Annotated in this window: 21 protein-coding genes; 12 read left to right on the top strand and 9 right to left on the bottom strand. The window is 69.0% G+C overall.

Going from position 1 to position 24,161, the window contains the following annotated elements:
- Positions 1-28: 28 nt before the first annotated feature.
- The 4 genes from ABJK40_RS01055 to ABJK40_RS01040 form a co-directional block, all read right to left on the bottom strand.
- Positions 29-541 carry a DinB family protein gene (locus ABJK40_RS01055; RefSeq protein ID WP_348478747.1) on the bottom strand — a complete coding sequence of 171 codons (513 nt, stop codon included), beginning with the start codon at positions 539-541 and terminating at the stop codon, positions 29-31.
- A 50-nt stretch (positions 542-591) separates the two neighbouring features.
- A complete protein-coding gene (locus ABJK40_RS01050; RefSeq protein ID WP_348478748.1) occupies positions 592-1,230 on the bottom strand; it encodes an HAD family phosphatase in 639 nt (212 codons plus the stop codon).
- A 68-nt stretch (positions 1,231-1,298) separates the two neighbouring features.
- Positions 1,299-2,633 (bottom strand): crotonyl-CoA carboxylase/reductase, encoded by a 1,335-nt coding sequence (gene ccrA / locus ABJK40_RS01045; protein ID WP_348478749.1) that lies wholly within the window; start codon positions 2,631-2,633, stop codon positions 1,299-1,301.
- A gap of 55 nt (positions 2,634-2,688) precedes the next feature.
- Complete coding sequence (locus ABJK40_RS01040; protein WP_348478750.1) at positions 2,689-3,810, bottom strand: hypothetical protein; 1,122 nt, start codon at positions 3,808-3,810, stop codon at positions 2,689-2,691.
- 114 nt (positions 3,811-3,924) lie between these two features.
- Here ABJK40_RS01040 and ABJK40_RS01035 point away from each other — a divergent pair, with 114 nt between their 5' ends.
- Positions 3,925-5,112 (top strand): acetyl-CoA C-acetyltransferase, encoded by a 1,188-nt coding sequence (locus ABJK40_RS01035; RefSeq protein ID WP_348478751.1) that lies wholly within the window; start codon positions 3,925-3,927, stop codon positions 5,110-5,112.
- 366 nt (positions 5,113-5,478) lie between these two features.
- Here ABJK40_RS01035 and ABJK40_RS01030 read toward each other — a convergent pair whose 3' ends face one another.
- From ABJK40_RS01030 to dnaX, 3 genes are all read right to left on the bottom strand, one after another.
- The gene (locus ABJK40_RS01030; RefSeq protein ID WP_348478752.1) at positions 5,479-6,057 is read right to left on the bottom strand and encodes a TMEM165/GDT1 family protein; all 579 of its coding nucleotides are present in this window, start codon (positions 6,055-6,057) and stop codon (positions 5,479-5,481) included.
- A gap of 97 nt (positions 6,058-6,154) precedes the next feature.
- Entirely contained in the window at positions 6,155-6,757 is a 603-nt protein-coding gene (gene recR / locus ABJK40_RS01025) for a recombination mediator RecR (RefSeq protein ID WP_348478753.1), read from the bottom strand.
- 2 nt (positions 6,758-6,759) lie between these two features.
- Positions 6,760-9,129, bottom strand: a complete 2,370-nt coding sequence (dnaX, locus tag ABJK40_RS01020; protein ID WP_348478754.1) for a DNA polymerase III subunit gamma/tau — start codon at positions 9,127-9,129, stop codon at positions 6,760-6,762.
- A gap of 190 nt (positions 9,130-9,319) precedes the next feature.
- Between dnaX and ABJK40_RS01015 the strand changes: the two genes are divergently transcribed.
- Positions 9,320-9,775: a hypothetical protein gene (locus ABJK40_RS01015; protein ID WP_348478755.1), complete on the top strand. Its 456-nt coding sequence runs from the start codon at positions 9,320-9,322 to the stop codon at positions 9,773-9,775.
- 82 nt (positions 9,776-9,857) lie between these two features.
- Complete coding sequence (locus ABJK40_RS01010) at positions 9,858-11,807, top strand: CopD family protein (protein WP_348478756.1); 1,950 nt, start codon at positions 9,858-9,860, stop codon at positions 11,805-11,807.
- Between the two features lie 131 nt (positions 11,808-11,938).
- Here ABJK40_RS01010 and ABJK40_RS01005 read toward each other — a convergent pair whose 3' ends face one another.
- Positions 11,939-13,108 (bottom strand): ATP-dependent DNA ligase, encoded by a 1,170-nt coding sequence (locus tag ABJK40_RS01005; RefSeq protein WP_348478757.1) that lies wholly within the window; start codon positions 13,106-13,108, stop codon positions 11,939-11,941.
- 248 nt (positions 13,109-13,356) lie between these two features.
- Between ABJK40_RS01005 and ABJK40_RS01000 the strand changes: the two genes are divergently transcribed.
- From ABJK40_RS01000 to ABJK40_RS00970, 7 genes are all read left to right on the top strand, one after another.
- Positions 13,357-14,898 carry an acyl-CoA carboxylase subunit beta gene (locus ABJK40_RS01000; protein ID WP_348478762.1) on the top strand — a complete coding sequence of 514 codons (1,542 nt, stop codon included), beginning with the start codon at positions 13,357-13,359 and terminating at the stop codon, positions 14,896-14,898.
- A 392-nt stretch (positions 14,899-15,290) separates the two neighbouring features.
- Positions 15,291-16,067 carry an RDD family protein gene (locus ABJK40_RS00995; protein ID WP_348482993.1) on the top strand — a complete coding sequence of 259 codons (777 nt, stop codon included), beginning with the start codon at positions 15,291-15,293 and terminating at the stop codon, positions 16,065-16,067.
- Positions 16,068-16,135: 68 nt separating this feature from the next.
- Positions 16,136-16,354 (top strand): hypothetical protein, encoded by a 219-nt coding sequence (locus ABJK40_RS00990; RefSeq protein ID WP_348482992.1) that lies wholly within the window; start codon positions 16,136-16,138, stop codon positions 16,352-16,354.
- A gap of 11 nt (positions 16,355-16,365) precedes the next feature.
- Positions 16,366-17,523: a metallophosphoesterase gene (locus ABJK40_RS00985; protein ID WP_348482991.1), complete on the top strand. Its 1,158-nt coding sequence runs from the start codon at positions 16,366-16,368 to the stop codon at positions 17,521-17,523.
- 112 nt (positions 17,524-17,635) lie between these two features.
- Positions 17,636-18,370, top strand: coding sequence for a molybdate ABC transporter substrate-binding protein (gene modA / locus ABJK40_RS00980; RefSeq protein ID WP_348482990.1), 735 nt, complete (start codon positions 17,636-17,638; stop codon positions 18,368-18,370).
- A 26-nt stretch (positions 18,371-18,396) separates the two neighbouring features.
- Positions 18,397-19,167 (top strand): ABC transporter permease, encoded by a 771-nt coding sequence (locus ABJK40_RS00975; protein ID WP_348482994.1) that lies wholly within the window; start codon positions 18,397-18,399, stop codon positions 19,165-19,167.
- On the top strand, positions 19,164-20,228 hold the full coding sequence (locus ABJK40_RS00970) for an ATP-binding cassette domain-containing protein (RefSeq protein ID WP_348482989.1): 1,065 nt from the start codon (positions 19,164-19,166) through the stop codon (positions 20,226-20,228). Before ABJK40_RS00975 ends, ABJK40_RS00970 begins: the two co-directional genes overlap by 4 nt.
- Before the next feature lie 16 nt (positions 20,229-20,244).
- On the opposite strand, the gene ABJK40_RS00965 is transcribed toward ABJK40_RS00970, so the two are convergent.
- Positions 20,245-21,123, bottom strand: coding sequence for an aldo/keto reductase (locus tag ABJK40_RS00965; protein WP_348482988.1), 879 nt, complete (start codon positions 21,121-21,123; stop codon positions 20,245-20,247).
- Positions 21,124-21,277: 154 nt separating this feature from the next.
- On the opposite strand from ABJK40_RS00965, the gene rmuC reads away from it, so the two are divergent.
- Positions 21,278-22,708 carry a DNA recombination protein RmuC gene (gene rmuC / locus ABJK40_RS00960; protein ID WP_348482987.1) on the top strand — a complete coding sequence of 477 codons (1,431 nt, stop codon included), beginning with the start codon at positions 21,278-21,280 and terminating at the stop codon, positions 22,706-22,708.
- A gap of 57 nt (positions 22,709-22,765) precedes the next feature.
- Positions 22,766-24,161: exodeoxyribonuclease VII large subunit (gene xseA, locus ABJK40_RS00955; RefSeq protein WP_348510121.1), on the top strand; the 1,396-nt coding region annotated here is incomplete at its 3' end.

Genomic DNA, 24,161 nt, shown 5'->3' with positions numbered 1-24,161 from the left:
GTGACAGTCGCGCCGTGTGGACTCGTCGTCACTCCCCGACGAGGCCGTCGATCGACTCCCGGATCAGATCCGCATGACCGTTGTGGCGTGCCGTCTCCTCGATCAGGTGGAGCACGATCCACCGCAACGAGAACGCCTCGCCGTGGCTGTCGGTGCGCACCGACAACACGTCGAGCGACTCGGCCGATTCGACCGCGGCACGGCTGCGGTCGCAGGCTGCCCGGTAGAGCTCCGCCAGGTCCGCAGGATCGTCGTCGACTGCGGAGTGGAGTTCCCAGTCGGGATCGGCGTCGAACGGGGCGCCGGCCCACGGTTCGGGCAACGCCTGGCCGAGGAAGTCCTCCTGGAACCAGGAGTCCTCGACGAACGCCAGGTGCTTGGCGAGCGATGCGAGGGTCAACTGCGATGGAGCGAGTCGACGATTCGCCTGTTCGTGGTCGAGTCCTTCGATCCGACTCAGGAAGGTGGCGCGGTGGAAGTCGAGGAACTGGTTCAGCGAGGTGAGTTCGTCCACCTGGAGCTCGGGGTCGGTGCGCTGCATGTCGTCAGTGTGACACGCTCCCGCCGAGTCGTGCCGCTCGCTCGGGGCGGTCACCAGAGGTCGGCGAGCCGGACCCCGTCGAGTGTGTCGAGCACCGTGAGCCCGGGACGGGCCTCGACGTCGACGACGTGGGGCACGGCGATCGTGCGGCACCCCGCCGCCATCGCGGATGCCACGCCGGTCGGCGAGTCCTCGATGGCCACGCACCGTGCCGGGTCCACGTCGACGAGCGCCGCGGCCGCCAGATACGGGTCGGGAGCAGGTTTGCCGTTGGCGACCTCGTCGCCGGTGATCGAACCGACGAACACCCCGTCGGGCGCTTCGGCGAGCACGGCGTCGGCGAACCGGCGCCACGACATCGTGACGAGAACGCACGGAACACCCGCGTCGCGAGCCTCGGTCAACAGTTCCCGAGCACCCGGGCGCCAGGGCAGGTCGATCCGGCACTTGGCGATCACACCGTCGAGCAGGCGATCCACGATCGTCGACGGGTCCAGGTCGACCCCACCGCGATCACGCAACTCGGCCGCGGCGTCGAGCAGGTCGAACCCGACGATCGAGTGGGCGTCGGCGGGGCTCCACGTCCCGCCGAACGACTCCACGAGTTCGTGCTCCGTGGAGATCCAGTACGGCTCGGAGTCGACGATCGTGCCGTCCATGTCGATCAGCAGCGCAGCCGGAAGTGTCACGCCCGCAGTGTGCCGCCCAACCTCTGTTGTTCCGTCCGGGAGCGAACAACAGAGGTTGGTTCGCGGTGTCAGCTGCGGAAGACGGTGATCTTGTCCTCGCCGATGGTGGCGCGACGTTCGGGGTCGTCGATGCCCAGGCCCGCCTCGGGCGAGAGACACAACACACCGAGCTTGCCTTCCGCCTCGTTGTGGTGCACTGCCAGCGCCGCCTCGCCGACCTGTTCGAGCGCGTACGTGTCGGTGAGCAGTGGCTGGATCTTGCCCTCGCACAACAGCTTGTTCGCGGCCCACGACTCGGCGTAGTTGGCGAAGTGCGACGACACGAGCTTCTTCAGCTTCATCCAGAAGTGGCGGTTGTCGAACTCCACCATGTAGCCCGAGGTGGCGGCACAGGTGACGATCGTTCCTCCGCGCTTGGCCGCGAACACCGAAGCACCCATCGTGGAGCGGCCGGGGTGCTCGAACACGATGTCGACGTCCTCGCCGTTGTTCACGGCCCGGATGTCCTTGCCGAAGCGGCGCCACTCCGACTCGTCCTGGGTGTGCTCGTCGGACCAGAACCGGTAGTTCGCGGCCTTGCGGTCGATGACCGCTTCGCAGCCCATCCGGTTCAGGATCTCGGCGCGCTCGGGCGAGGAGACGACACCGATCGGCGTGCCTCCACCGTTGAGCACGTACTGCACCGCGTACCCGCCGATGCCCCCGGTCGCGCCCCAGATCAGAACGCTGTCACCCTGCTTCATCCGGGCCGCGTTGTCACTGACGAGCATGCGGTACGACGTCGAGCTGCACAGTCCGTTGACCGCCGACTCCTCCCATGTCAGGTGGGTGGGCTTGGGCATCAACTGGTTGGCCTTCACGACCGACAGGTCCGCGAGCCCACCGAAGTTGGTCTCGAAACCCCAGATCCGCTGGTTGGCCGCGAGCATCGAGTCGTCGTGCGCGGTCGGGTCCTGGTCGTCGACGTGGTTGCACTGCACGGTGACGCGGTCACCGGGCTTCCAGTTGCGCACCGCCGCGCCGACGCGCAGCACGACGCCCGAGGCGTCGGAGCCGACGATGTGCTCGTCACGCTGGTGGCGCTTCGCGAACTCGGACTCGCGTGCGAGACGGTCGAGGAAACCGAACGTGGAGACCGGCTCGAAGATCGACGTCCACACCGTGTTGAAGTTGATGCTGGACGCCATGACGGCGATGTACACCTCGTCGGGTGCGAGTTCCGGGGTGCGTACTTCGTCGACGTGCAGACTCCTGCGGGGATCCTTGTCCCACGAGTCGACCCCTTCGAACATCGCCGCTTCGTCACGCTTGACGAATGCCGCCCGATAACTCTCGGGAATCGGGAGGTTGGCGATGTCGTCGCCGCTCGCACCAGACTGGATCGCTTCGAGAATCTGCTCCATGGCCAGCGACGTTACCGGCGGGTAACCAGCCGTCGGAAATCGCCGATCACCGCACTCAGCGATGCTGGAACATCACGTCACTCCGGAACAGGAACTGGATGCCCAGTTGGGTGCTCCTGCCGTCGAGTGGACGGGCCACGACGGTCACGACGGATCCCTCGGCGACCGCCGACTCGAGGTCGACGAGTTCGCTCACCGGCTGTTGGATCGAGGCCAGCACGGTGTCGCTCCACAACTCCTCGATGGAGTCGACGGACTCCGCCGCGTCGTCGTCGCTCGCGAACAGGTACACCGCGACGATCGACGCCTCTCCATCGATCTCCGCGCCCCCCACGCCGACGATGCGGAACGGCTCGTCGACGGCCGAACCCTCGAACTCCTCGAGGAGTCGCTCGGCCTGCTCGGGTGTGACGCCGGCACCCAGGATCGCTGCGGGGTCGAACCTGAAGTCTCTCTCGACGATCACGGCCGTCGGCGCGCCCACGCGGTCCATCGCTCGCGCCACCTCGACGAATCGGTCGTCGTCGGCCAGCGACTCTGCGTCGTCCTCCAACCACGACTCGATCGCTGGGGTGAGAGTCGACGTCGCCACCGCGCCGTCACGCTGTCCGAGCCGCAGCGGCAGACCGATTCGTCGCAGCGGTGAGACTCCGTCGACGTCGCGTTCGAAGTCATCGCCGCCGCCGAGTGTCAGCACTCCTCCGCCGATCTCGTCGAGCGACGACGACAGTTCCAGATCGCCCGTGAAGACGGAGAAGCTCGTGGGGAGTGCACTGATGCCCGCGTAGGTCTCGATCGCACCGATGTCGAGGCCGATCTCGGATTCGAAGTCGTCGGGACGTGCGGTCGCCGGCGAGGGATCGATCGACCACACGGCAGCCACCTGTGAGGTGTCGGCAGGTCTCCCGCCGGTCAGTTCGACGAGGGAATCGAGGACCTCGTCGGAGTCTCGGCCCGGTGCCGGAACCTGCAGGTCGAGGAGTTCGCTCATCGCCACGAAGTCGCTGATCTCGATGACAGGAGACGATCCGTCCGCATCCCGGTACACCGACGACGGGATCTGCTCGAGTCCACGCTCGATCGCACCGGTGTCGACCTGGTCGTCGCCGCAACCGACCAGTGCGACGACGAGAGCAACGCCGACGGCGGCGGTGGACCGGATGTGCGACCTGTGCATCGCCCGAGTCTGGCATCTCCTCGCCACGCGCTCCGGACGGCTCCACGACACACCCACAGCGTCGGCATCGTCGGGCATTGTCGCCGCCCGGCAGGGCGCGGCTACCTTTCGAGCATGACTCAAGGTTCGTACATCATCGCAGGCGCCCGCACCCCGATCGGCAAGATGAGTGGGGCACTCGCCTCCTTCTCCGGTGCCGACCTCGGTGCCATCGCGATCGCCGAGGCGCTGTCGCGTTCGGGCGTCGCTCCCGAGGACGTGGACCACGTGATCATGGGTCAGGTGCTGATGGCCGGCGCCGGCCAGGTGCCCGCCCGGCAGGCCGCGAGCAAGGCGGGCATCCCGATGAGCGTGCCGTCGGTCAACGTGAACAAGGTCTGCCTGTCGGGCCTGAACTCGATCTACCTCGCGCATCAGATGGTCGCGATGGGCGACGCCGACATCGTGGTCGCCGGCGGCATGGAGTCGATGACGAACGCCCCGTACCTCGCCGACGGTGCCCGCAGTGGCTTCCGCTACGGCAACACCGAGTTGCGCGACGCGATCATCGCCGACGGTCTGTGGTGCTCGTTCGACTCGTGCCTGATGGGTCTGGGCACCGAGCGGTACACGGGTGAGACATCGATCACCCGCGAGCAACAGGACGAGCTGGCCGCGGCGTCGAACCAACGGGCGGCCGCCGCGATCGACTCGGGGAAGCTGGCCGAGGAGATCGTGACCGTCAGCGTTCCGCAGCGCAAGGGCGACCCGGTCGTGGTCGAGCACGACGAGGGCGTGCGTGCCGACACGACGGTCGAGTCACTCGCCGGTATGCGACCTGCCTTCGACAAGGACGGCACGATCACCGCGGCGAACGCGTCGCAGCTCTCCGACGGTGCGTCGGCGGTGGTGGTGATGTCGAGGGCCGAAGCCGAGAGGCGCGGCGTCACCCCGCTCGGCGAGTTCGTGTCGTACGGCATGGTCGCCGGTCCGGACAACGCGTCTCTGCTGACCCAGCCGAGCCGTGCGGTGATGCGGGCCGCCGACAAGGCGGGAATCTCCATCGCCGACATCGACCTGTTCGAGCTGAACGAGGCGTTCGCCGCCGTCGGGATCGCTTCGATCGCGGATCTCGGCATCTCCGACGAGATCGTCAACGTGAACGGCGGCGCGATCGCCCTCGGGCACCCGATCGGGATGAGTGGGAACCGGTTGGCGCTGACGCTCCTGCACGAACTGCAGCGACGCGGCGGCGGCACCGGTGCGGCCGCCCTGTGCGGCGGCGGCGGACAGGGCGACGCGATCATCCTCAAGACGGTCTGACCGGTTCTCGACCCGACGACGAACCCTCGATGCATGATCGAGAGTTCGCGCACGCTCGGTCTCTCGCAACCGCCAGACGTCGAGATCTCGGCCGATTTCACCACCGCCGGTGACTGTCCCGTGACTTTCCGTCGCCTGTTGACGGACGAGCTGACTTTTCTTGCGAGAGGTTGACTTTCGATTTCGACATTCGTAATGTAATCGCAACAACTTGATCGCTCGGTCGGGAGCCCCACGGCAACCGGTCGACAGCCTCTGAGGCATCATCGAAACGAACCGGCCCGTCCGCCCGCTACCGGTTCGTCGAGATGGTGCCTCAGTTCATTTTCCGGTCGCTGTCGTCCGGTCGCCACTCGACCGGACGATTCACGGCCAACCGACGAGCATGGCGATCCCGAACGCCACGAACAGCACGGCCGACCCCCAGCGGAGGACGGACGGCGGGATCCGGTCTCCGACCAGTGACCCCGCCGCCACTCCGAGCGATCCGCTCGCGACTTCGCCGGCGGTCGCCCCGAGCCACGTACCGACCGGGTTCGACCGAGCTGCGAGGGTCGCGGTGGCGATCTGGGTCTTGTCACCCATCTCGGCGACGAAGATCGCCACTGCGATCGCACCCACCACCGACGAACGGACCATCGCCCGACGTGCGCCGTCCTCGTCGCCCTCGTCATCGTCGGAGCGGAGCGCGAGCAGACCGAACACGATGAAGATCACACCTCCCACGATCTCGATCGGTCGTTGCGGCAGGTTCGCACCGAGCACACCGCCGACCGTGACGGCCACGAGACTCGCCGCGCCGTATCCGAGCGCCAGACCGGCGACCACCTTGCGGAACGAGTGACGCGATCCGAAGTTCGCTGCGAGCAACTGGGTCTTGTCACCCAACTCGGCGAGGAACACCACACCGAACGCAGCGAGAGTCGCACCGACCAATTCGGACATGTCGTCTGTCTATCCGGTCCCCTCCCGCCGTGGTTCGATGGCCGCCTCGACGGCGATCGAGTCGACGCCGGCGCGACACCGGCGCGCCGACGAGCGGTCAGACGGCTCGGCGACCTTCGAGGGCACGCCCCAGCGTGAGCTCGTCGGCGTACTCGAGGTCACCGCCCACGGGGAGTCCGCTGGCGATCCGGGTCACGGTGAGACCGATCGGCTTGAGCAACCGCGCCAGGTACATCGCGGTCACCTCGCCCTCTGTGTTGGGGTTCGTGCAGAGGATGATCTCCTCGATGCCCTCGGGTTCGATCCGAGCCACGAGTTCACGGATCTTCAGATCCTCCGGGCCGATCCCTTCCAGCGGGCTCATCGCACCGAGCAGCACGTGGTAGCGGCCGCGGAACTCGCCGGTCTTCTCCAGGGCGACGATGTCGCGAGACTCCTCGACGACGCACACCAGGCTCGTGTCACGCCCATCGTCCTGACAGATCGGACACAGCGTGTCGTCGGCGACGTTGAAGCACCGCTCGCAGAATCGGACCCGCGCCTTGGCGTCGGTGATCGCCTCTGCGAGGCGGGCGACGTCGTCGGCCGGGATCTTCAGCAGATGGAACGCGATCCGCTGAGCCGACTTCGGCCCGACTCCGGGCAAGCGACCGAGTTCGTCGATGAGCGTCTGGACGGGGGCGGTGTAGGTGCTGGCCATGATCAGTACTGGTCGTCGACCATCTCGGAGCCGGGGAAGGCATCGGCCAGACGGTCGATCGGGGTCCGCACCGATTCGGGCGGCGCGTCGACGAGGTCATCGAGGTCGACCTCGTCGTCGTCGGGGAGAGTGTCGACCAACCGCTGCAGTTCGGCGTCGGGGTCGGGTGTCGGACCTTCGCTACGTGCCCTGTCGGCGATCGCCCGTCCGTTCAGGACCGGCACGGGCGCGTCGGTCGCCTGCATCACGGCACCGTCAGCGGGCGACCTGCCGTCGTCGCCGGGCTCGCCGGGGAGACGGTCGTCCGTGGCACGGGAACCGGGCGCCGCGACGTCGGGGACCACACTCAGCGACGGCGGCTCCGCGATGGCCGTGGACGACGGGTCGTCGTCGTGGGCGAGCGATCCGCCGACCCCGACCACGACGCGCCCACTCCGCACCGACGAGCCCGCACCGGACCGACCCGAGACGGTCGAACCCTGCGGCGACGAACCCTGCGGCGACGGACCCTGAGGCGTGGAGACCCGGGGATCCGACGAGGTCGCACGAGCCGCGTCGCTGGACCTCGCGCCCGACGGGGCACTGCGGTCGACGGTGTCCGAACCGGGACCCCCGTTGGCGGATTCGCCTCCACCGGTGTCGTCGGTTCCACCGCCACCACCGCTCGGGCCGCCCCCACCGACGACCAGCTCGATCGTGACGGGCGAACCGCTGTGATCGCCCAGCGCCTGCTCGACGGCGTCGCGGTGCTGCTCGCACTTCGCCCGATGCGCATCGTTGGGCGCCGCCAACGTGACGCGTCCCGGAGCCGACGACACGTAGGTGGCCGGCGAGTAGACCGCCCGCGCCATGCCCTTCAGGCGAGGACGAACCGAGTCCCAGTCCGCCGACGAGACCTCGCCGCCGGAGCGGGACCCCGATGCGTCCTGCTCCGAACGGCTCGACGGCATCGGTTCGGCAGGCACGGACTCCGCCGGGGCGACGTCACCGCCTGCCGGTCGATCGGCTCGATCCGCGGCCGGCGGTTCGGACGACTGCGGGTTCGGGTGCGACGTGTCCGCCGCCGGTTCCGTTGGTGCCGTCGGTGAGGGGGCGGTCGGGGGCGTCGGTGCGCCGACGCGGGAACCGAGCCTGGCTCGCCCCGTCGAGGGGTCGACGGCGGGCGCGGCCTGCGCGGCTGAAGCGTCCGACGCCGTCGGGACCGCCGGAGAGGAACCGGCCGACGTGACACCCGATGCGGGCGCGGCCGCCGGTGCCGCAGGGACACCGTCGGCGAGTCTGCGCTCGAGTTTCTGGATGCGTGCGACGAGCCCGGCGATGTCGGCAGCACCCACCTGTTCCGACGTCAACTGCACGGTGGCCACGTCGAGCAGCACCCGCGGGTCGGGGGCTTGGCGCATCTCGGTCAGCGCCTCACCGAGCGTCTCGATCCCGCGCACCAGGCCGGCAGCACCGAGGCGCTGTGCCAGGTCGGTCAGCGCGTCGATCCGCTGCGAGGGCAACTGCACCAGGTCGGGAGCCATGAGCGACAGGAACCCGTTGCGCAGGAAGCCGATCAGTTCCTCGGTCACGGTCCGCGGATCACGGCCGCGGCTGATGGCGTGGGCGACCATCTTCAGTGCACGGCCGGGATCGTGGTCGATCATCGACTCGACGAAATCGTCGAGCGCGATCACCTCGGCGGCGCCACCCCCCGAGTTCGACGCCAACTCCAGGAACGACAGCGTGTCCCGCGGCGACCCGGCACCCTGGGCCACGACCTGCTCGATCGCCTCGTCGGTCACCGTCAGCCCGGCGTCCTCGGCCACCCACCGGACGTGCTGCTCGAGCGTGTCGGGCGCCAGCAGATGGAACTGCAGATGTTGTGTGCGGCTGCGGATCGTGTCCGACATCTTCTGCGGGTCGGTCGTGGCGAGCACGAACACGACGTGGGGCGGCGGTTCCTCGAGCGTCTTCAGCAACGCCGCCTCGGCGCCCTTGGAGAGCATGTGGACCTCGTCGAGGATGTACACCTTGTGGCGACCGGGCGTGCCGAGCGACGCCTTCTCGATCAGGTCGCGCATCGCATCGACACCGTTGTTCGAGGCGGCGTCGAGTTCGTGGACGTCGTAGCTCGTGCCGGCCTCGACCGAGAGGCACGACTCGCACTCGCAGCACGGTTCTCCGTCGACCGGGTCCGAGCAGTTCAGGACCTTGGCCATGATCCGTGCCGTGGTGGTCTTGCCGGTTCCCCGCGGACCGGAGAACAGGTACGCCTGACCTTCGCGACCCTCGGCGACCGAGGTGCGCAAGGCCCGCACGATGTGGTCCTGACCCTTCAGTTCCGAGAATCGGCGGGGCCGGTAGCGGCGGTACAGCGACTTGGTGGCCATCGCCCGTCACCCTACCGAGCGCTCGCGACGCGGCGAGCCGACCGGGCAGCCACGGCGGATCGGCCTAGATTTCGCAGCGATGGCCCGATTCGACAGACCACTGCGCCGCCGAACCCGTCGTCGGGGCACGGCCGATCCCGGGTGCCGGTCGGGCCGGAGGGGTGTCGCCGTCGCCTCGATCGTGGTCACGATGACCATCGCTGCCGTTGGCTGCTCCACCACGTCCGGCACCGGCGAGGCGGGCGAGGACGAGGACGGCGCGCCGACGCTCGACGCCAATTTCTACCCGGCTGCCGTGAGCGAGATCTGTGCGTCAACCGACGAACGTCTCGCCGAACTCCCGTCGCCCGGCGACGGGATCTCCGAGACCGACTGGGCATCGGAAGTGGGCATGGCGTTGGACGCCGAGGCCGAGTCGCTGGGCGACGTCGGCACGATCAGCACCGTGCGCGAGGACCACCGGACCTTCGTCACCAACACTCGCGACCAGGCCGCCCAGTGGAACGCGCTGTCGGAGGCGATCGCGGCAGGCGACGCCACGGGGATCGACGCCGCCCGGACCGAGATCCTCGAACTCTCCCGTGGCCGCATCGAACTCGCTGCGGAACTCGGCATCGGCGGCTGTCGCGAGCGGACCTTCGGATGACGTCGCGCGGCCGCAGCGTCGGGTGGGCCGATGGGACCGATCACACCGTGTGCCGGACGACCACCACTATCCTCGGCGCATCGTGATCCCACCTCTGTTCCCACTCGGCCCAGGCGCAGCGTCCGGCGCCGGCCGGCGATCGTTCGTCCGCGTCCTGTTCGCCGCAGTCGTGTCCGTGATCGTCCTGCTGGGGCTGGCGCCGGGCTCGGCGGCAGGGGCGCCCGCTGCGGAGAACACGGTGGTCAGTTCGTCGCCGGACAACGGCGGATCGATCGGGATGTCGCCTGATGCGATCATCATCGTCTTCGCCGAGGAGCTCGGAGCCACCAACTCGATCTCGGTCACGTGCGACGGAGAACCCGTGACGCTCGCCGGTGGAGCGGAGGTCGTCGACGACACGACGCTCGAGGTCGAGGTCGGCACACCCCTGCCGCAGGGCACCTGTGTCGCCAGCTGGGCGGTGACCGGCACCGAGGACCAGCCCAACGGCAACGGCAACATCACCTTCATCATCGAGAACGACACCGTCACCACCGAGCCGCCTGGAGAGGGTGACGCCGTCGACGACGGCACGACGGTCGATGCGTCCACCCCCGGCGCAGCCTCGACCCCCGATGCCACCACCATCCCCGCACCGACCGTCGATGCCGAGGGCAACCCGGTCGCGACGGTCGCCGCCGACCCGGCCGTGGTGGACCTCTCGGTCGCCGGGAGCGGAAACGCCGCCGTGTGGCTCGGCCGACTCATCTCCACGCTCGGCATCGCGACCCTGTTCGGTTCGCTGCTCGTCATCACCGCTGCCTGGCCGGAAGGCGTGGAGTACCTGGTCACCATCAAGTTCCTGCGCGCGGTGTGGATCGTGGCGATGATCGGCACCCTGCTCTACGTCGCGTTCGCGTCCGCTGCGGTCACACCCGACGGCGGTGGAGGCCCGTTCAGTCCGGGCACCTGGGCCGATCTGCTCGACGCGGGGTGGGCCGGTCGCCTGACGCTGCTGCGACTCGTGCTCCTGATCGCATCGGCCTGGGCCGCATTCCGTCCCGACCGCGCGATCGACCCGACCACACAGCTCGTCGCGCTCGGCATCCCCGGCCTCGCCGCAGCGACGCTCGGCATCTCGCGCACCGTCGGCGATCTCGCAGCGCTCGGCGTGCTGATGGGCGTGCTCCACGCCCTCGCCATGTCGGTCTGGGTCGGCGGTGTGATCCTGCTCGCTCGCGTCGTGCTCGCGGGCCCGGGCGACGAGGACCTGATCCACGCCGTCCGCGGGTTCGGTCGGATCTCGACGCCGGCGATCGTCGTCACCATCGTCACCGGCCTCGTCCAGATGTTCCGACTGGACGGCGGCGAGCTCTTCCAGTCCGGCCACGGACGCGTCGTCGTGTTGAAGACCGTGGTGGTCGCGGTGATGATCTTCGTGGCGTTCTCCGCGCGCCAGTTCGTGGCACAGCGTCTCAACCGGGCCCAGCAGATGAGCGTCGGCCTGTCGTCCCGGCTCCGTCGGGCCTTCGGCGCCGAGGCGGCCATCGGCATCGTCGCCCTGGTCCTCAGCGCCTGGCTGCTCGCGTTCACGCCACCGAACGTCGACGCGGTGTCCCGCGTCGACTACGCGGTCGAACAGACACACACCGACGTGGGTGGGATCATCGACGTCGAGGTCAGCTTCACCGACGACACCGTCGGCACCGTCGGCATGCAGGTCGAGGTCAAGGCACCGCTGGAGGGCCTCACCGGGCTCGACGTCGTGCTGACCGCACCCGACAACCCCGCGCTCGTCGGCTACCGCCAGTCGATCCCGATCACCGGTCCCGGCTTCGCGGTGCGCGACGAGTCCGTCGGGTTCCCTCTCACCGTCGCCGGCGACTGGATCGTCACGGTCGAGGCGAACACGACGAGCGGCGCCGTCGTGAGCACGCCGCAGATCTTCCAGGTGCGCGATGCCGACGGGGCTGCCGTGGAGAGCGTCGTCACGCCCCCGGCCGTGAGCATCGTCGAGGTCCCCGTCACCGAGACCCCCACCACCGAAGCCTGACCGACGTCCTCACGGCGAACGGCGATCCGGTGTGATCGCTGCGTCCTGATCGAACGGTGTGGGTGCGTCGCCTCCAGTTCGGGCGATGCGGGTGGATCGGTCCGGTCGGTCGTGGGCGAGCGTCGTCTCGTTCAGTCCTCGGTGAAGAGGTCGGCGAACCGGACCGGTTCGGCCACGTCGAGCTGCTCCATCCGACAGTCGGCCGGTGCCAGGTCGGGACGCCACTGCACGAACGACACGCCGTGGCGGAAACGGCCACCTTCGAGTTGACCGAACGTCACCTCGGCCACCAGCCCCTCGGCCGCAGTGGTGGCGAGCGGTACGAACGACGTGTCCTTGCCCATGTTCCACCGGCTGCCACCTGCAGCGCGGTCGGTGGCCGACGTCGACTCGCCGGCATCGACCTTGGCCTTGCGGTCGTCCTGCCAGGCCATCCACTCGCTCCACGGATGCTGCTGGTACGCGTCGTCGCCCACTGCGTCGACGGTGCGCGGTGCGAGTTCGTCGAGCAACTCGGAGCGACGCTTCACCGAGAACGACGCGGCGACACCGACCGAACGCAGGTCGTCGTCGTCACCCTCGAAGAGCGCGCACATCAGCGAACCGACACCGTTGCCGTCCTTGTGGACGCGATATCCCGGCACGACGACCACGCCCGTGCGCTGGTGCTTGACCTTGATCAGCGACCGCTTCTTCGGTTCGTAGGTGCCGTCGAGCGGCTTGGCGATGATCCCGTCGAGACCCGCCCCCTCGAACGTCGAGAACCACGCCTCCGCCCGGTCCCGATCGGTCGATGCGGGGGTGACCCGGACGGATTCGTTGGTGGTGACGATGTCGACGAGACGCGTGCGTCGATCACGCATTGGGCATTCCATCAGCGACTCGTCGGCGACGGCCAGCACGTCGAAGGCGACGAACTCGGACGGGGTCTCGGCCGCCAACCTGTTGATTCGTGACTCGGCCGGGTGGATCCGCTGGAGCAGGGCGTCGAAGTCGAGCCCTCGACCCTCGCCGTCGGGAACGACGATCTCACCGTCGACGACGCAACGGTCGGGCAGCGCGCTCGACAGCGGCCCGAGCAGCTCCGGGAAGTACCGGCCGAGCGGCTTGAGCTTGCGGGAGAACAGCTCGATCCGTTCGCCCTGGCGGAACACGATGCAGCGAAAGCCGTCCCACTTCGGCTCGTACAACCAGCCTCCGTCGGCCGCACCGACGTCGGGCGTCGGGATGGCACGCGCCAGTTTCGCGAGCATCGGCTCCACCGGTGGCTGGATCGGCAGGTTCCACGGCGCGTCGTCCACACGACCAGTCTGCCCTGCCCCACCTCCGCCACACCCACCCCCGCACCGCACCGTGTGTGTGAGCCCTCGACCGCGATTTCTCGGTCGACAGCTCACAGCGGACGCGACAGGGCCGCCTGCGTCGACGACTCTGTGGGTCGTCGACCCCGATTTCGTGGTCGACAGCTCACACACGCCGGAGTCGATCGGACCGCCGTGTGGCAATCGGAAGCTTCGGACCGAGACGGGCTAGCTTCGTGCCCGTGAGTATGGACGAGAAGATCAATGACCTCGCAGACCGGCGCGAGCAGGCGTTGCATGCCGGTTCGCAGCGCTCGGTCGACCGCCAGCACGAGAAGGGCAAGATGCTCGCCCGCGAGCGCCTCGACTACTTCCTCGACGACGGCTCGTTCCACGAACTCGACCTGCTCGCCCGCCACCGCGCCCATACCTCGGGCCTCGAGGACCGCCCCTACACCGACGGCGTGATCACCGGCTGGGGCACGGTCGAGGGCCGCAAGGTGTTCGTGTTCTCCCAGGACTTCACCGTGTTCGGCGGCGCACTCGGCGAGGTGTTCGCCGAGAAGATCCACAAGATGATGGACCTCGCCGCGAAGGTCGGCGCGCCGGTGATCGGCCTCAACGACGGTGCCGGAGCGCGGATCCAGGAGGGCGTCGTGAGCCTCGCCTCGTACGGCGGGATCTTCCGTCGCAACGTGCAGGCATCCGGCGTGGTCCCGCAGATCTCCGTGATCCTCGGTCCGTGCGCCGGTGGCGCCGTGTACTCGCCGGCGATGACCGACTTCATCTTCATGGTCCGTGAGACCAGTCACATGTTCATCACCGGACCCGACGTGGTGAAGACCGTCACCGGCGAGGACGTCACGCTCGAAGAGCTCGGTGGTGCGATGAGCCACGCGTCGAAGTCCGGCGTGGCCACCTTCGTGTCGGCCGACGAGAAGGCCTGCCTCGACGACGTGCGATTCCTGCTCGGTTTCCTGCCGTCGAACAACATGGAGGAACCGCCGGTCGAGGACCTCGGTGACGACCCCGATCGCGAGTGCCCCGAGCTCCGAACGATCCTGCCCGACTCCTCGAACCTGCCCTACGACATGATCGAGGTCATCTCGCACTGCGTCGACAACGGGGAGTTCTTCGAGTACTTCCCGCACTGGGCGAAGTCGATCGTGTGCGGGTTTGCCCGCATCGACGGCAAGCCCGTCGGCGTGGTCGGCAACCAGCCCAAGATCCTCGCCGGCGTGCTCGACATCGAGTCCGCCGAGAAGGCCGCCCGCTTCGTGCGGACGTGCGACTCGTTCAACATCCCGCTGATCACGTTTGTCGACGTCCCCGGCTTCCTCCCGGGCGTCGACCAGGAGTACGGCGGCATCATCCGCCACGGCGCCAAGCTGCTCTACGCCTACTGCGAAGCGACGGTGCCGCGCATCTCGATCATCACCCGCAAGGCCTACGGCGGCGCCTACGTGGTCATGGACTCGAAATCGATCGGCTCCGACCTCGCCTTCGCGTGGCCGTCGGCGGAACTCGCGGTGATGGGCCCCCAGGGCGCCGTCGAGATCGTGTACCGCCGCGAGCTCCAGCAGGCCGCCGACCCCGTTGCACGGCGCGCCGAGTTGGTCGCCGACTACACCGAGAAGTACGCCAACCCCTACGCCGCAGCGGAGCGGGGCTACATCGACGACGTGATCGACCCGGCCGACACCCGCAGGAAGCTCGTCGCCGGGCTGCGGATGCTGAGCACGAAGCGCGAAGACCTGCCCAAGCGCAAGCACGGCAACGTTCCACTCTGAACGTCCCGGTACGGGCAGACCGCCGTGCAAGGATGTGAGCGATGAGTTCGGACTTCGCCACCCCGCCCGAACCAACCCCGCCACCTCCACCTCCACCTCCGACACCACCTCCGACACCACCTCGACCACCTGCCGCGCTCGACGTCGCGCCGTCGACCATCCCGGCCGCACCGGGGACACGATCGTCACCACCACCACCCCCACCACCACCGCCGTCCGGGTCGACGCCGAGCCACCTCCGGCAACCACCGCCCTTCGCATCGCCCGTCCCCGGCAGCCCGACGGCACCGCCTGCGCCGCCGGCACCCGTTCCCCCTCCTCCCAGTCCACCGCCCGCCAGTCCACCACCCACCAGTCTCCCGGCAGCCGATCTCCCGCCGGCGAGTCCATCGGTGGCCAGTCCGCCGTCGCCTGCACCCGCGCTGACGCCGATCGCTGCATCGACCCCGTCCACGACGAACCCGCCGTCGTCGCGACACGAAGCCGACCTCGATGACATCCTCGCCCGCCTCGGGGAGGAGGACTGGGAACTCGACGAAGGACCCGCGGCGCACGACTCACCGAGCCGGTCGACCGCGTCGCCGTCCAGCGGGTCCTCGGCCGGATCGACCTCGCCTCCGTCGACACCCCGTGGCCCTGCCGTCGGAGCACGACTGACCGACCCACGCGACCTCGCACGGCCGTCGTCGGCCTCGGGCATCGTGGTCGAGGTCGGCTCGGGGGTCGGGTTCGATCCGACGTTCGCGACGTTCGGCCAGCGCGCGCTCGGGGCGATCGTCGACACGATCGTCGTCACGCTCGCCGTGCTGCCCGGCTTCCTCCTGTTGCGCCTCACCGACGGCGCCGGTCTCGCTCTCCTCGCGCTGCTGCTCATGGTCGGCGGATTCACCGCCGTCGTCGTGCTCGCAGCGAGATCCATCGCCACGAGCGGGAAGTGGATCGGCAACCGGGTCACCGGCACGACCGTCGTCGACGGGATCAACGGATCGTTCGTGGACCCCGGCCGGGCCGGGCTGCGCATGATCGGTCGACATGTCCTGTCGCCCTTCCTGCTCCTCGGCTACCTCGTCGCGCTCCCCGACGGTCAGCGTCGGACGTTCCACGATCGACTCGCCGGCACCGTCGTGATCCGGCGGTCACGCGAGGTGTGGAACGCCGACGATTCGTGACGTGCCGGGCGGACGTCCCGTGCAGCGACGACTTCCGGGTGTCGGGGGCTGACGGGTACGCTCGCAGCGTGTCGCTCGAAGCTCTACCGCCGCCGACCGGGACCTCGGTGTCGCCGGCTCCCACCGACGAGGAAGCAGTGGCGATCATGGCGGCGATGGAAGCCCTGTGGCCCAGGCCGGTCGTCCTCGGAGCAGCGACGAAGGCGACGCCGTCACGGACGTGGCGCTTCTCGGGCCGGTGGTGGAGCGTGCCACTGACCGCACGCCGCGAGCGCCCCTACCGGTGACGGAGTCCCGGATGACGGCCACCGGGTGCGAGCGATCCGAAGAGGGCATCGCCCACGAGTGCAGCCCGATGGAGGCGGTCCGGACGACGACGATCGACGTCACGACCGTCACCGACTCCGGTGCCGTCGTCCACGTCACGCCCGATGCCGCTGGCGCAGCCGTCGTCGTCCACCGCATCGACGGGCTCGAACCCGAGTCCGAGACCGTCGTCGAGCTCCCCGATCCGACCGACCCCGCGACGGTCCACCAACTGGTGATCCGCACGCTGGCACGGCCGAGCGGTGACCGACGCTGCGTGTTCGCAACGGTCAACGACGTCCACTTCGGCGAACTCGGTGCCGGTCAGATCGACGATCTCGAGCAAGGGCCGATCCGTCGGGCGGCTCCCGGCGCCGAGCCCTATCCCGAGGTGATGAACCGGTCGGCGGTCGCCGAGATGCAGGCGATCGACCCGGACGCAGTGATCGTCAAGGGCGACCTCTCCCTCGATGGCGCCGAGGAAGAATGGGCCGCTTTCGAGAAGTGCTACCGCGAGCCGTTCGGCGACCTCCTGCACGTCGTGCGTGGTAACCACGACAGCTATCGCCACCAGGACGCCTACGCCGGCGACCAGCGGATCGACCTGCCCGGCATCACGATCGCACTGCTCGACACCGCCATCCCCGGGGCGACCACCGGGAACATCACGTCGGAGCAGATCGAGTGGCTCGACGCGCTGGCTGCGGAGGCGACGAATCCGGTGATCACCATGGGCCACCATCAGCAGTGGATCGCCGGAACGAGCGCCGACCCCACCGAATCGCGTCGCAGCGACGACTACTTCGGTCTGCACCCCGACGCCAGCGATCGACTCGACGAGGTGTGCGCCCGACGGACGTCGATCCTCGCGTACACCGCCGGCCACACCCACCGTCACCGGGTCCGCACCATGACCCGCTCGGGCGCGCCGAGCATCGAGGTCGGGTGCACCAAGGACTTCCCGGGGACGTGGGCCGAGTACCGCGTCTTCGACGGCGGGATCATGCAGGTCGTGCACCGCATGTCGTCACCCGAAGCGCTCGCCTGGAGCGAGCCGTGTCGGGCCCTGTACTCCGACTTCGGCGTCGACTACGGGTCGTACGCGCTCGGAGCGCTGACCGATCGCTGCTTCGTCATCCCGCTGCGCTGAACCGCAGCCACGTCCCTCCGGACTCGACGCGTCCGCTGCGCGAGGCCGCACCTCACTTGGCGTCGGTCGGCGCGGGGTGGCCGGGGAGCACGGCAAGTATCGTCTGTCGGTCATGATCCGTCGTTGGACACCGGTGTTGCTCGCGGCAGGCCTGGCGGTCGCATCGTGCGGAGGCGGTGAGGACGACCCCACGCTCGTACTCGCCGCCTCGTCGCTCACCGATGCGTTCCGGGAGATGGAGACGGCGTTCGAGGCGGCCAACCCCGACATCGACATCGAGGTCGCATTGGCCGGCAGCAGTTCACTGCGACTCCAGATCGACCAGGGTGCACCCGCGGACGTGGTCGCCGTCGCGAACGAACAGGTGATGACCGAACTCGCCGGCGAGGGCCACGTCGAGGTGCCCACCGACTTCGCGACCAACCGACTCGTGATCGCGGCGCCCGTCGACGGCGCCGCCGAGGTGACCGGGCCCGAGAGCCTGGCCGACCCCGACCTCCTGGTCGGACTGTGCGCCGCACAGGTGCCGTGCGGTCAGTACGCCGAGGAGGCGCTCGCTCTCGCCGGCGTCGAGGCGAGCGTCGACACCTACGAGGACGACGTCCGCTCGCTGACCACGAAGCTGGCGCTCGGCGAACTCGACGTCGGGGTCGTGTACGCCACCGACGTGGCCTCGCGGCCCGACGACATCGTGGTGGTCGCGCCGCTCGACGGGGCCGACGTCCGCTATCCGATCGCGCCGCTCACCGATGCACCGAACGCCGACGAGGCTGCCGCTTTCGTCGCGTTCGTGCTCTCCGCCGAGGGCCAGTCGATTCTGGAGGCGGCGGGGTTCGGCCCGTCGTGACCACCCCCCGGCGCCGGCCCCCGGCCGTGCTCGTGGGGCTCGGAGCGCTCGGTGCCGCCCTCTTCCTCCTGCCGCTGGTGGGACTGCTCGGCGTCACGCCATGGTCGCGTCTCGGTGACCTGGCCGTCGACGACGTCGTCCTCGACGCCCTCCGACTGTCGCTGATCACGTCGCTCGCGGCCGCCGCACTCGCGACGGTGCTGGGGGTGCCGCTGGCCTGGGTCCTGAGCCGGGTCGCGTTCCCGGGGCGTGGCCTCCTGCGCGCGATCGTCACCCTCCCGATGGTGCTCCCACCGGTCGTCGGCGGAGCCGCACTGCTCTTCGCTCTCGGGCGCCGCGGGGTACTCGGTGAGCCGCTCGCCGACGCGACCGGCCTGGTCCTCCCGTTCTCCACGTGGGGCGTCATCATCGCCAACACCTTCGTGGCGATGCCGTTCCTCGTGGTCACGGTCGAGGGTGCGCTCTCGTCGGTCGACCGCCGCCGCGAGCACGCCGCCGCCGTTCTCGGCGCCTCACCGCTCACCGTGTTCCGTCGGGTGACCCTCCCGATGATCGCGCCGTCACTGCGCGCCGGCGTCGTGCTCGCCTGGGCGCGCGCACTCGGTGAGTTCGGTGCCACGATCACCTTCGCCGGCAACCTGCAGGGCAGGACCCAGACGTTGCCGCTCGCCGTGTTCGTGTCGCTGGAGGCCGATCGTGACGCAGCGATCGCGATCAGCCTGCTGATGGTCGTGCTGTCGGTCAGCGTGTTGACCGCGCTGCGCGGGCGCTGGTGGACTGCGGGGACGGGGCGATGAGCGCGCTCGAGGCCCGCATCGTGCGTCGCATCGGTGGACTCGACCTCGACGTGTCGATGCGCATCGAGCCGGGACAGACCGTGGCGCTGCTCGGGCCGAACGGGGCGGGCAAGTCCACGACGGTGGGTGCTCTGAGTGGGGCCGACTTCGACGGAGCCACCAGCGGGACCGAGATCGTGCTCGGCACGCGCACGCTCGAAGGCGTCGACGGATTCGTCCGTCCGGAACGGCGGAGGATCGGTGTGGTGTTCCAGGACGCTCTGCTCCTCGAGCACCTGTCCGTGGTCGACAACATCGCGTTCCCGGTGCGGTGCAGCGGCGCGTCGAAGCGCGCCTCGCGATCCACGGCGCACTCGTGGTTGGAGCGGCTCGGGATGTCGGCCGTGGCCGAGCGCCGACCCGCCGACCTGTCCGGTGGCGAGGCCCAACGGGTCGCGATCGCGCGCGCGCTCGCAGCCGAGCCGGAGATGCTGCTCCTCGACGAACCGCTGTCGGCGCTCGACGTGTCGTCGCGCTCGGAGGTACGCCGGATGCTGCGAACGCATCTCGACGCGTTCGGCGGTCCCCGCCTCCTCGTGACCCACGATCCGTCCGATGCGTTCCTGCTCGCGGACCGCCTCGACGTCCTCGAGGCGGGTCGGATCACCCAGTCCGGCTCGCCCGACGACATCCGGCGGGCGCCGGCGACGCCGTACGTCGCCGCCCTGGCCGGCACGAACATGTTCACCGGTCGGGCCGAGGCGGGTTCGGTCCTGATGGTCCACCACGACCACACCCTCACGATCGCCGACACCACCCTGCAGGGCGACGTACTCGTCACCGTCCACCCGACGGCGATCTCGCTGCATCCCGAGCGTCCGAGCGGAAGTCAGCGCAACGTGTGGCAGACCACCGTCGATCTGATCGAGCCGCTGGGAGACACCGTCCGCGTCACCCTCGCGACGCCGATGCCGGTGGCCGTCGACGTCACCCCCGGGGCGATCGCGTCGCTGCGACTCACCGAGGGTGCCACCGTCTGGGCGGCGGTCAAGGCCACCGAGATCAACGCCGTCGAGGCGTGATCCGAAGCGTGTGCCGTCAGGCGAGGGCGTCGAGCATCGCCCATTCGTCGTCGGTGACCGCGTCGACGAGATGCGCCGACGACACGTTGTCGACCAGGTGCGTCATGGTCTTGGTGCCCGGGATCGGCACCATGGTCGACGAGCGGTGCAGGAGCCAGGCGAGCGCGACGCCGTGACGGGTCGCGCCGTGTGCGTCGGCGACGGTGTCGAGCGCCTCGACGGCATCGCCCAGATCGTCGGAGCCGAGCGGGAACCACGGGATGAACGCGATGCCGTCCGCAGCGCACGCATCCACCACGTCGGACCACTCGCGGTCACCGACGTTGAACCGGTTCTGCACGGCGGCGACGTCGCACAGTCGTTGCACCTGGCGCAACTCGTCGACGGTCACCTCCGACACACCGATCATGTCGATCTTGCCTTCCTCGCGCAGTTCGAGCATCGTGCCGATGGACTCGGCAACGGGAACGTCGGGGTCGATCCGGTGCAGTTGGTACAGCGGGATCCGGTCGAGCTTCAGACGTTCGAGACTTCCTTCGCACGCCTGGCGGATGTGTTCGGGGCGACCGTCGGGTTGCCAGTCGCCCGGTCCGGGGCGCACGAGTCCGGCCTTGGTGGCGATGACCACGTCGTCGGCGTACGGGGCGAGCGCCTCTCCGATGAGGGTTTCGCTGACCTCGGGCCCGTAGGAGTCGGCCGTGTCGATGAAGTTGACGCCCATCTCGACGGCTGATCGCAGGACCGCGATCGCGCCGTCGCGATCCTCCGGGACGCCCCAGACCCCCTCGCCGGTGAGTTGCATGGCGCCGTAGCCGAGTCGGCGGATCGAGGTCGCGCCGCCGAGATCGAACGTGGTGGTGTCGTGGATCGAGAGGTCGGGGGTTCCGGTCGTCATGCGGGCGGCCTACCCACCGCCCGACCCCGGAAACGGCCGCGTGCCGCATGCCACGTGGAGATCCGGTCGTGCCGATCCGCCGACGACGGCCCGTCGGACCTCGGATTCGGAGGGGTCCGCGAACTCTGGAGTACCCCCACGTCAAGATGGTCCCATGTTGCTCGCCTCCCTGTTCCTCGTCGCCGTCCTGGCACTCGCCACGGTCGCCGCCGTGGCGTTCGTCGTCGCCACGCGCCGTGCGGACCATCAGCACACGCTGTCCACCGAGCGGGCAGTGGCGGAACGAGCCGAGAACCTCGCCGCCACCCACGAGTCCGTCCAGGCCGCCGTCGATGCGGCGGTCACCCGGGCGGTCACCGAGGCACGCCTCCACGCCAGCGCCGAACGCGACGCGGCGGTGTCCGCTGCGCTGCAACAGGCCGCCACGCTCCAGCGCGAGCAGTTCGATGCCACCATGAAGCGCCAGGAGGCGCAGCTCGCGTCCACCACCAGTCAGGTCAAGCAGCAGCTCGACACGACCACGGCGCACATGCGCGAGCAGTTGGCGGGAACGAGAGCGCAGCTCAAGGAGCAGACCTCGGCCGATCTCGGAGCGAAGAAGGACGTCATCGACAGCCGTCTCGATCAGGTGCATGCGGAAATGCGCAGCGAGTTGGCCAAGGTGTCCGAGTTGCTCGCCACGCTCGGCGAGACCAACGCCCGCCGCTTCGGTGAAGTCGACTCGTCGCTCAAGGCGCACATGGAGATCGCCAACACGCTGTCGGAGTCCACGCAGGCGTTGAAGTCGGCGCTGGCCAACCCGCAGGCACGGGGCCAGTGGGGTGAACGGATGGCCGAGGACGTGTTGCGCCTCGCCGGCTTCGTCGAACACGTCAACTACACCAAGCAGACCCAGATCGACGGCGGTGCGGGCCGGCCCGACTACACGTTCAACATGCCCAAGGGCCAGACCCTGTTCATGGACGTCAAGTTCCCCATGGCGGCGTACCTGCGGTACCTCGAGGCCGGCACCGACGCCGAGCGCGACGCACACCTGAAGCGCTTCCTCCAGGACGTGCGCGCACGCGTCAAGGAACTCGCCAAGCGCGAGTACGCGGTCGAGGGCGGCGGGTCGATGCTCGACAACGTCCTGCTGTTCATTCCGAACGAGCAGCTGAGCGGGTTCATCCACGAGCACGACCCGGCACTGATCGAAGACGCCATGGGTCAGCAGATCGTGATGTGTTCGCCGATGACGCTGTTCGCCTTCCTCGGCGTCATCCGCCAGGCCCACGACAACTTCACCATCGAACGCACGAGCGACGAGATCCTGTCCCTGATCGGCAAGTTCGGCACGCAATGGACGAAGTACGCCGACCAGATGGAGAAGATCCAGCGACGTTTCGAAGGCGTCGAGAAGGACTTCGACGAGCTCACGGGTCGCCGCCGACGAATGCTCGAGAAGCCCCTCCGCGATCTCGAAGCCATCCGTCAACAGCGCAACCTGCCCGTCGACGGCGAGTTGTTCGCACTCGAACCCATCGAGGACGACGACACCCCTCCGGCCGGCAACGTCCGCCATCTGGGCGGCGGATCGCGGGCCTGACGCCGGGAGCGGTCACCGCGTGTCGCATGATCGACGTTTGCTGGCAGGCTGAAGCGCGTGTCCCAGCCTGCGTTCGAGTTCGACGATCTGCCCGTCGACGAACCCGGTGACCTGACCTTCACGGTCGGCGAACTGGCGGACGCGATCGACGAACGGCTGCGTTCGGGCTTCCGCGACGGCGTGTGGGTACGCGGCGAGATCAACGGACTCAAGCGCAGCGGCCAGCACATCTACTTCTCGCTCGTCGAGAAGGACCGCCGCTCCGAAGCCAAGCTCGACGTCAAGCTGTTCGCGAACAAGCTCGCTCGGCTCACGCCCAAACTCCGGTCGAACCGGCTCGAGATGCGCGACGGGATGAAGGTCCGGATCCACGGCCAACTCGACTTCTACAAGCAGCGCGGTGCTCTCAGCATCGTCATGGACGACATCGACCCCCGCTACACGCTCGGCGAGATCGCACAGTCGCGTGAGGAGATCCTGAAGCGACTCGTCGCGAGCGGACTCACCGGTGCCAACAAGCGCCACGTGCTGTCACCGATCCCGCTTCGGATCGGCGTCGCCGCGAGCGTCGGATCGGCTGGGTTCGCCGACTTCCACAGCGAACTCGCCAGGAGCGGGTTCGGATTCCGCCTCGTCGTGGCCGACACCCGGGTGCAGGGTGACGGCGCCGACCGGATGGTGGCCGGCTCGATCGGCACGCTCGCTCGCGGCGCGCGCAAGGGTGTGCTCGACGCGATCGTCGTCATCCGCGGCGGAGGAGCGAAGAACGAACTCGCCGTCTTCGACAGCGAGCGCATCGCCACCACGATCGCGATGGTGCCGTGCCCCGTGCTCACCGGCATCGGGCACGAGATCGACCGGACCATCGCCGACGAGGTCGCACACACGGCACTGAAGACCCCGACCGCGTGTGCCGGCGAACTGATCGGACGGGTGGCCGCCTACGTCAACGACACCGAGATGGCATTCGAGGCGATCGCCCGCCGAGCACTCGTGCTCACCGACGCTGCCGACCACCGCCTCTCCCACACCGCTCGCAGGCTCGCAGGGCACACCACGACCGCCGTCGAACGAGCCGACGAGCGACTCACGATGAGGCGCGCCCGCCTCGTCGCGCTGGCCCCGTCGGCGCTCGCGCGAGCAGTCGAACGACTCGACGCCACGACCGCCCGCGTGCTCGAACGGTCGAGGAGCGCCGTCGAACGTGAGTCGGGTCGCCTCGACGTGCTCGCGGCGCGAGTCTCCGCGGTCGACCCGGCGGTGCAGCTCGCGCGGGGCTGGTCGATCACCCGGAACAGCGCCGGAGACGTCGTCCGGTCCACCGATGAAGTCTCGGCCGGGTCGACTCTCACCACCGATTTCGTCGACGGACGTGTCACGAGCACGATCACCGGCGTCACCACCACCACTCCCGGCACCGCCCCCCCCGCCCCCCCCCCCGCCCCCGCCCCCG

The sequence above is a fragment of the Ilumatobacter sp. genome (genome assembly GCF_039969435.1).
In the GTDB taxonomy this organism is placed as follows: domain Bacteria; phylum Actinomycetota; class Acidimicrobiia; order Acidimicrobiales; family Ilumatobacteraceae; genus Ilumatobacter_A.
The sequence above is the reverse complement of the archived record's forward strand: the minus strand, read 5'-3'. Positions and strand labels throughout refer to the sequence as shown.

Coding starts and splice junctions, on each gene's coding strand:
- ABJK40_RS01055 (WP_348478747.1), bottom strand. CDS start 541: ATGCAGCGCACCGACCCCGAGCTCCAGGTGGACGAACTCACCTCGCTG.
- ccrA (WP_348478749.1), bottom strand. CDS start 2,633: ATGGAGCAGATTCTCGAAGCGATCCAGTCTGGTGCGAGCGGCGACGAC.
- ABJK40_RS01040 (WP_348478750.1), bottom strand. CDS start 3,810: ATGCACAGGTCGCACATCCGGTCCACCGCCGCCGTCGGCGTTGCTCTC.
- ABJK40_RS01035 (WP_348478751.1), top strand. CDS start 3,925: ATGACTCAAGGTTCGTACATCATCGCAGGCGCCCGCACCCCGATCGGC.
- ABJK40_RS01030 (WP_348478752.1), bottom strand. CDS start 6,057: ATGTCCGAATTGGTCGGTGCGACTCTCGCTGCGTTCGGTGTGGTGTTC.
- recR (WP_348478753.1), bottom strand. CDS start 6,757: ATGGCCAGCACCTACACCGCCCCCGTCCAGACGCTCATCGACGAACTC.
- dnaX (WP_348478754.1), bottom strand. CDS start 9,129: ATGGCCACCAAGTCGCTGTACCGCCGCTACCGGCCCCGCCGATTCTCG.
- ABJK40_RS01015 (WP_348478755.1), top strand. CDS start 9,320: ATGACCATCGCTGCCGTTGGCTGCTCCACCACGTCCGGCACCGGCGAG.
- ABJK40_RS01000 (WP_348478762.1), top strand. CDS start 13,357: ATGGACGAGAAGATCAATGACCTCGCAGACCGGCGCGAGCAGGCGTTG.
- ABJK40_RS00985 (WP_348482991.1), top strand. CDS start 16,366: ATGACGGCCACCGGGTGCGAGCGATCCGAAGAGGGCATCGCCCACGAG.
- modA (WP_348482990.1), top strand. CDS start 17,636: ATGATCCGTCGTTGGACACCGGTGTTGCTCGCGGCAGGCCTGGCGGTC.
- ABJK40_RS00970 (WP_348482989.1), top strand. CDS start 19,164: ATGAGCGCGCTCGAGGCCCGCATCGTGCGTCGCATCGGTGGACTCGAC.
- ABJK40_RS00965 (WP_348482988.1), bottom strand. CDS start 21,123: ATGACGACCGGAACCCCCGACCTCTCGATCCACGACACCACCACGTTC.
- rmuC (WP_348482987.1), top strand. CDS start 21,278: ATGTTGCTCGCCTCCCTGTTCCTCGTCGCCGTCCTGGCACTCGCCACG.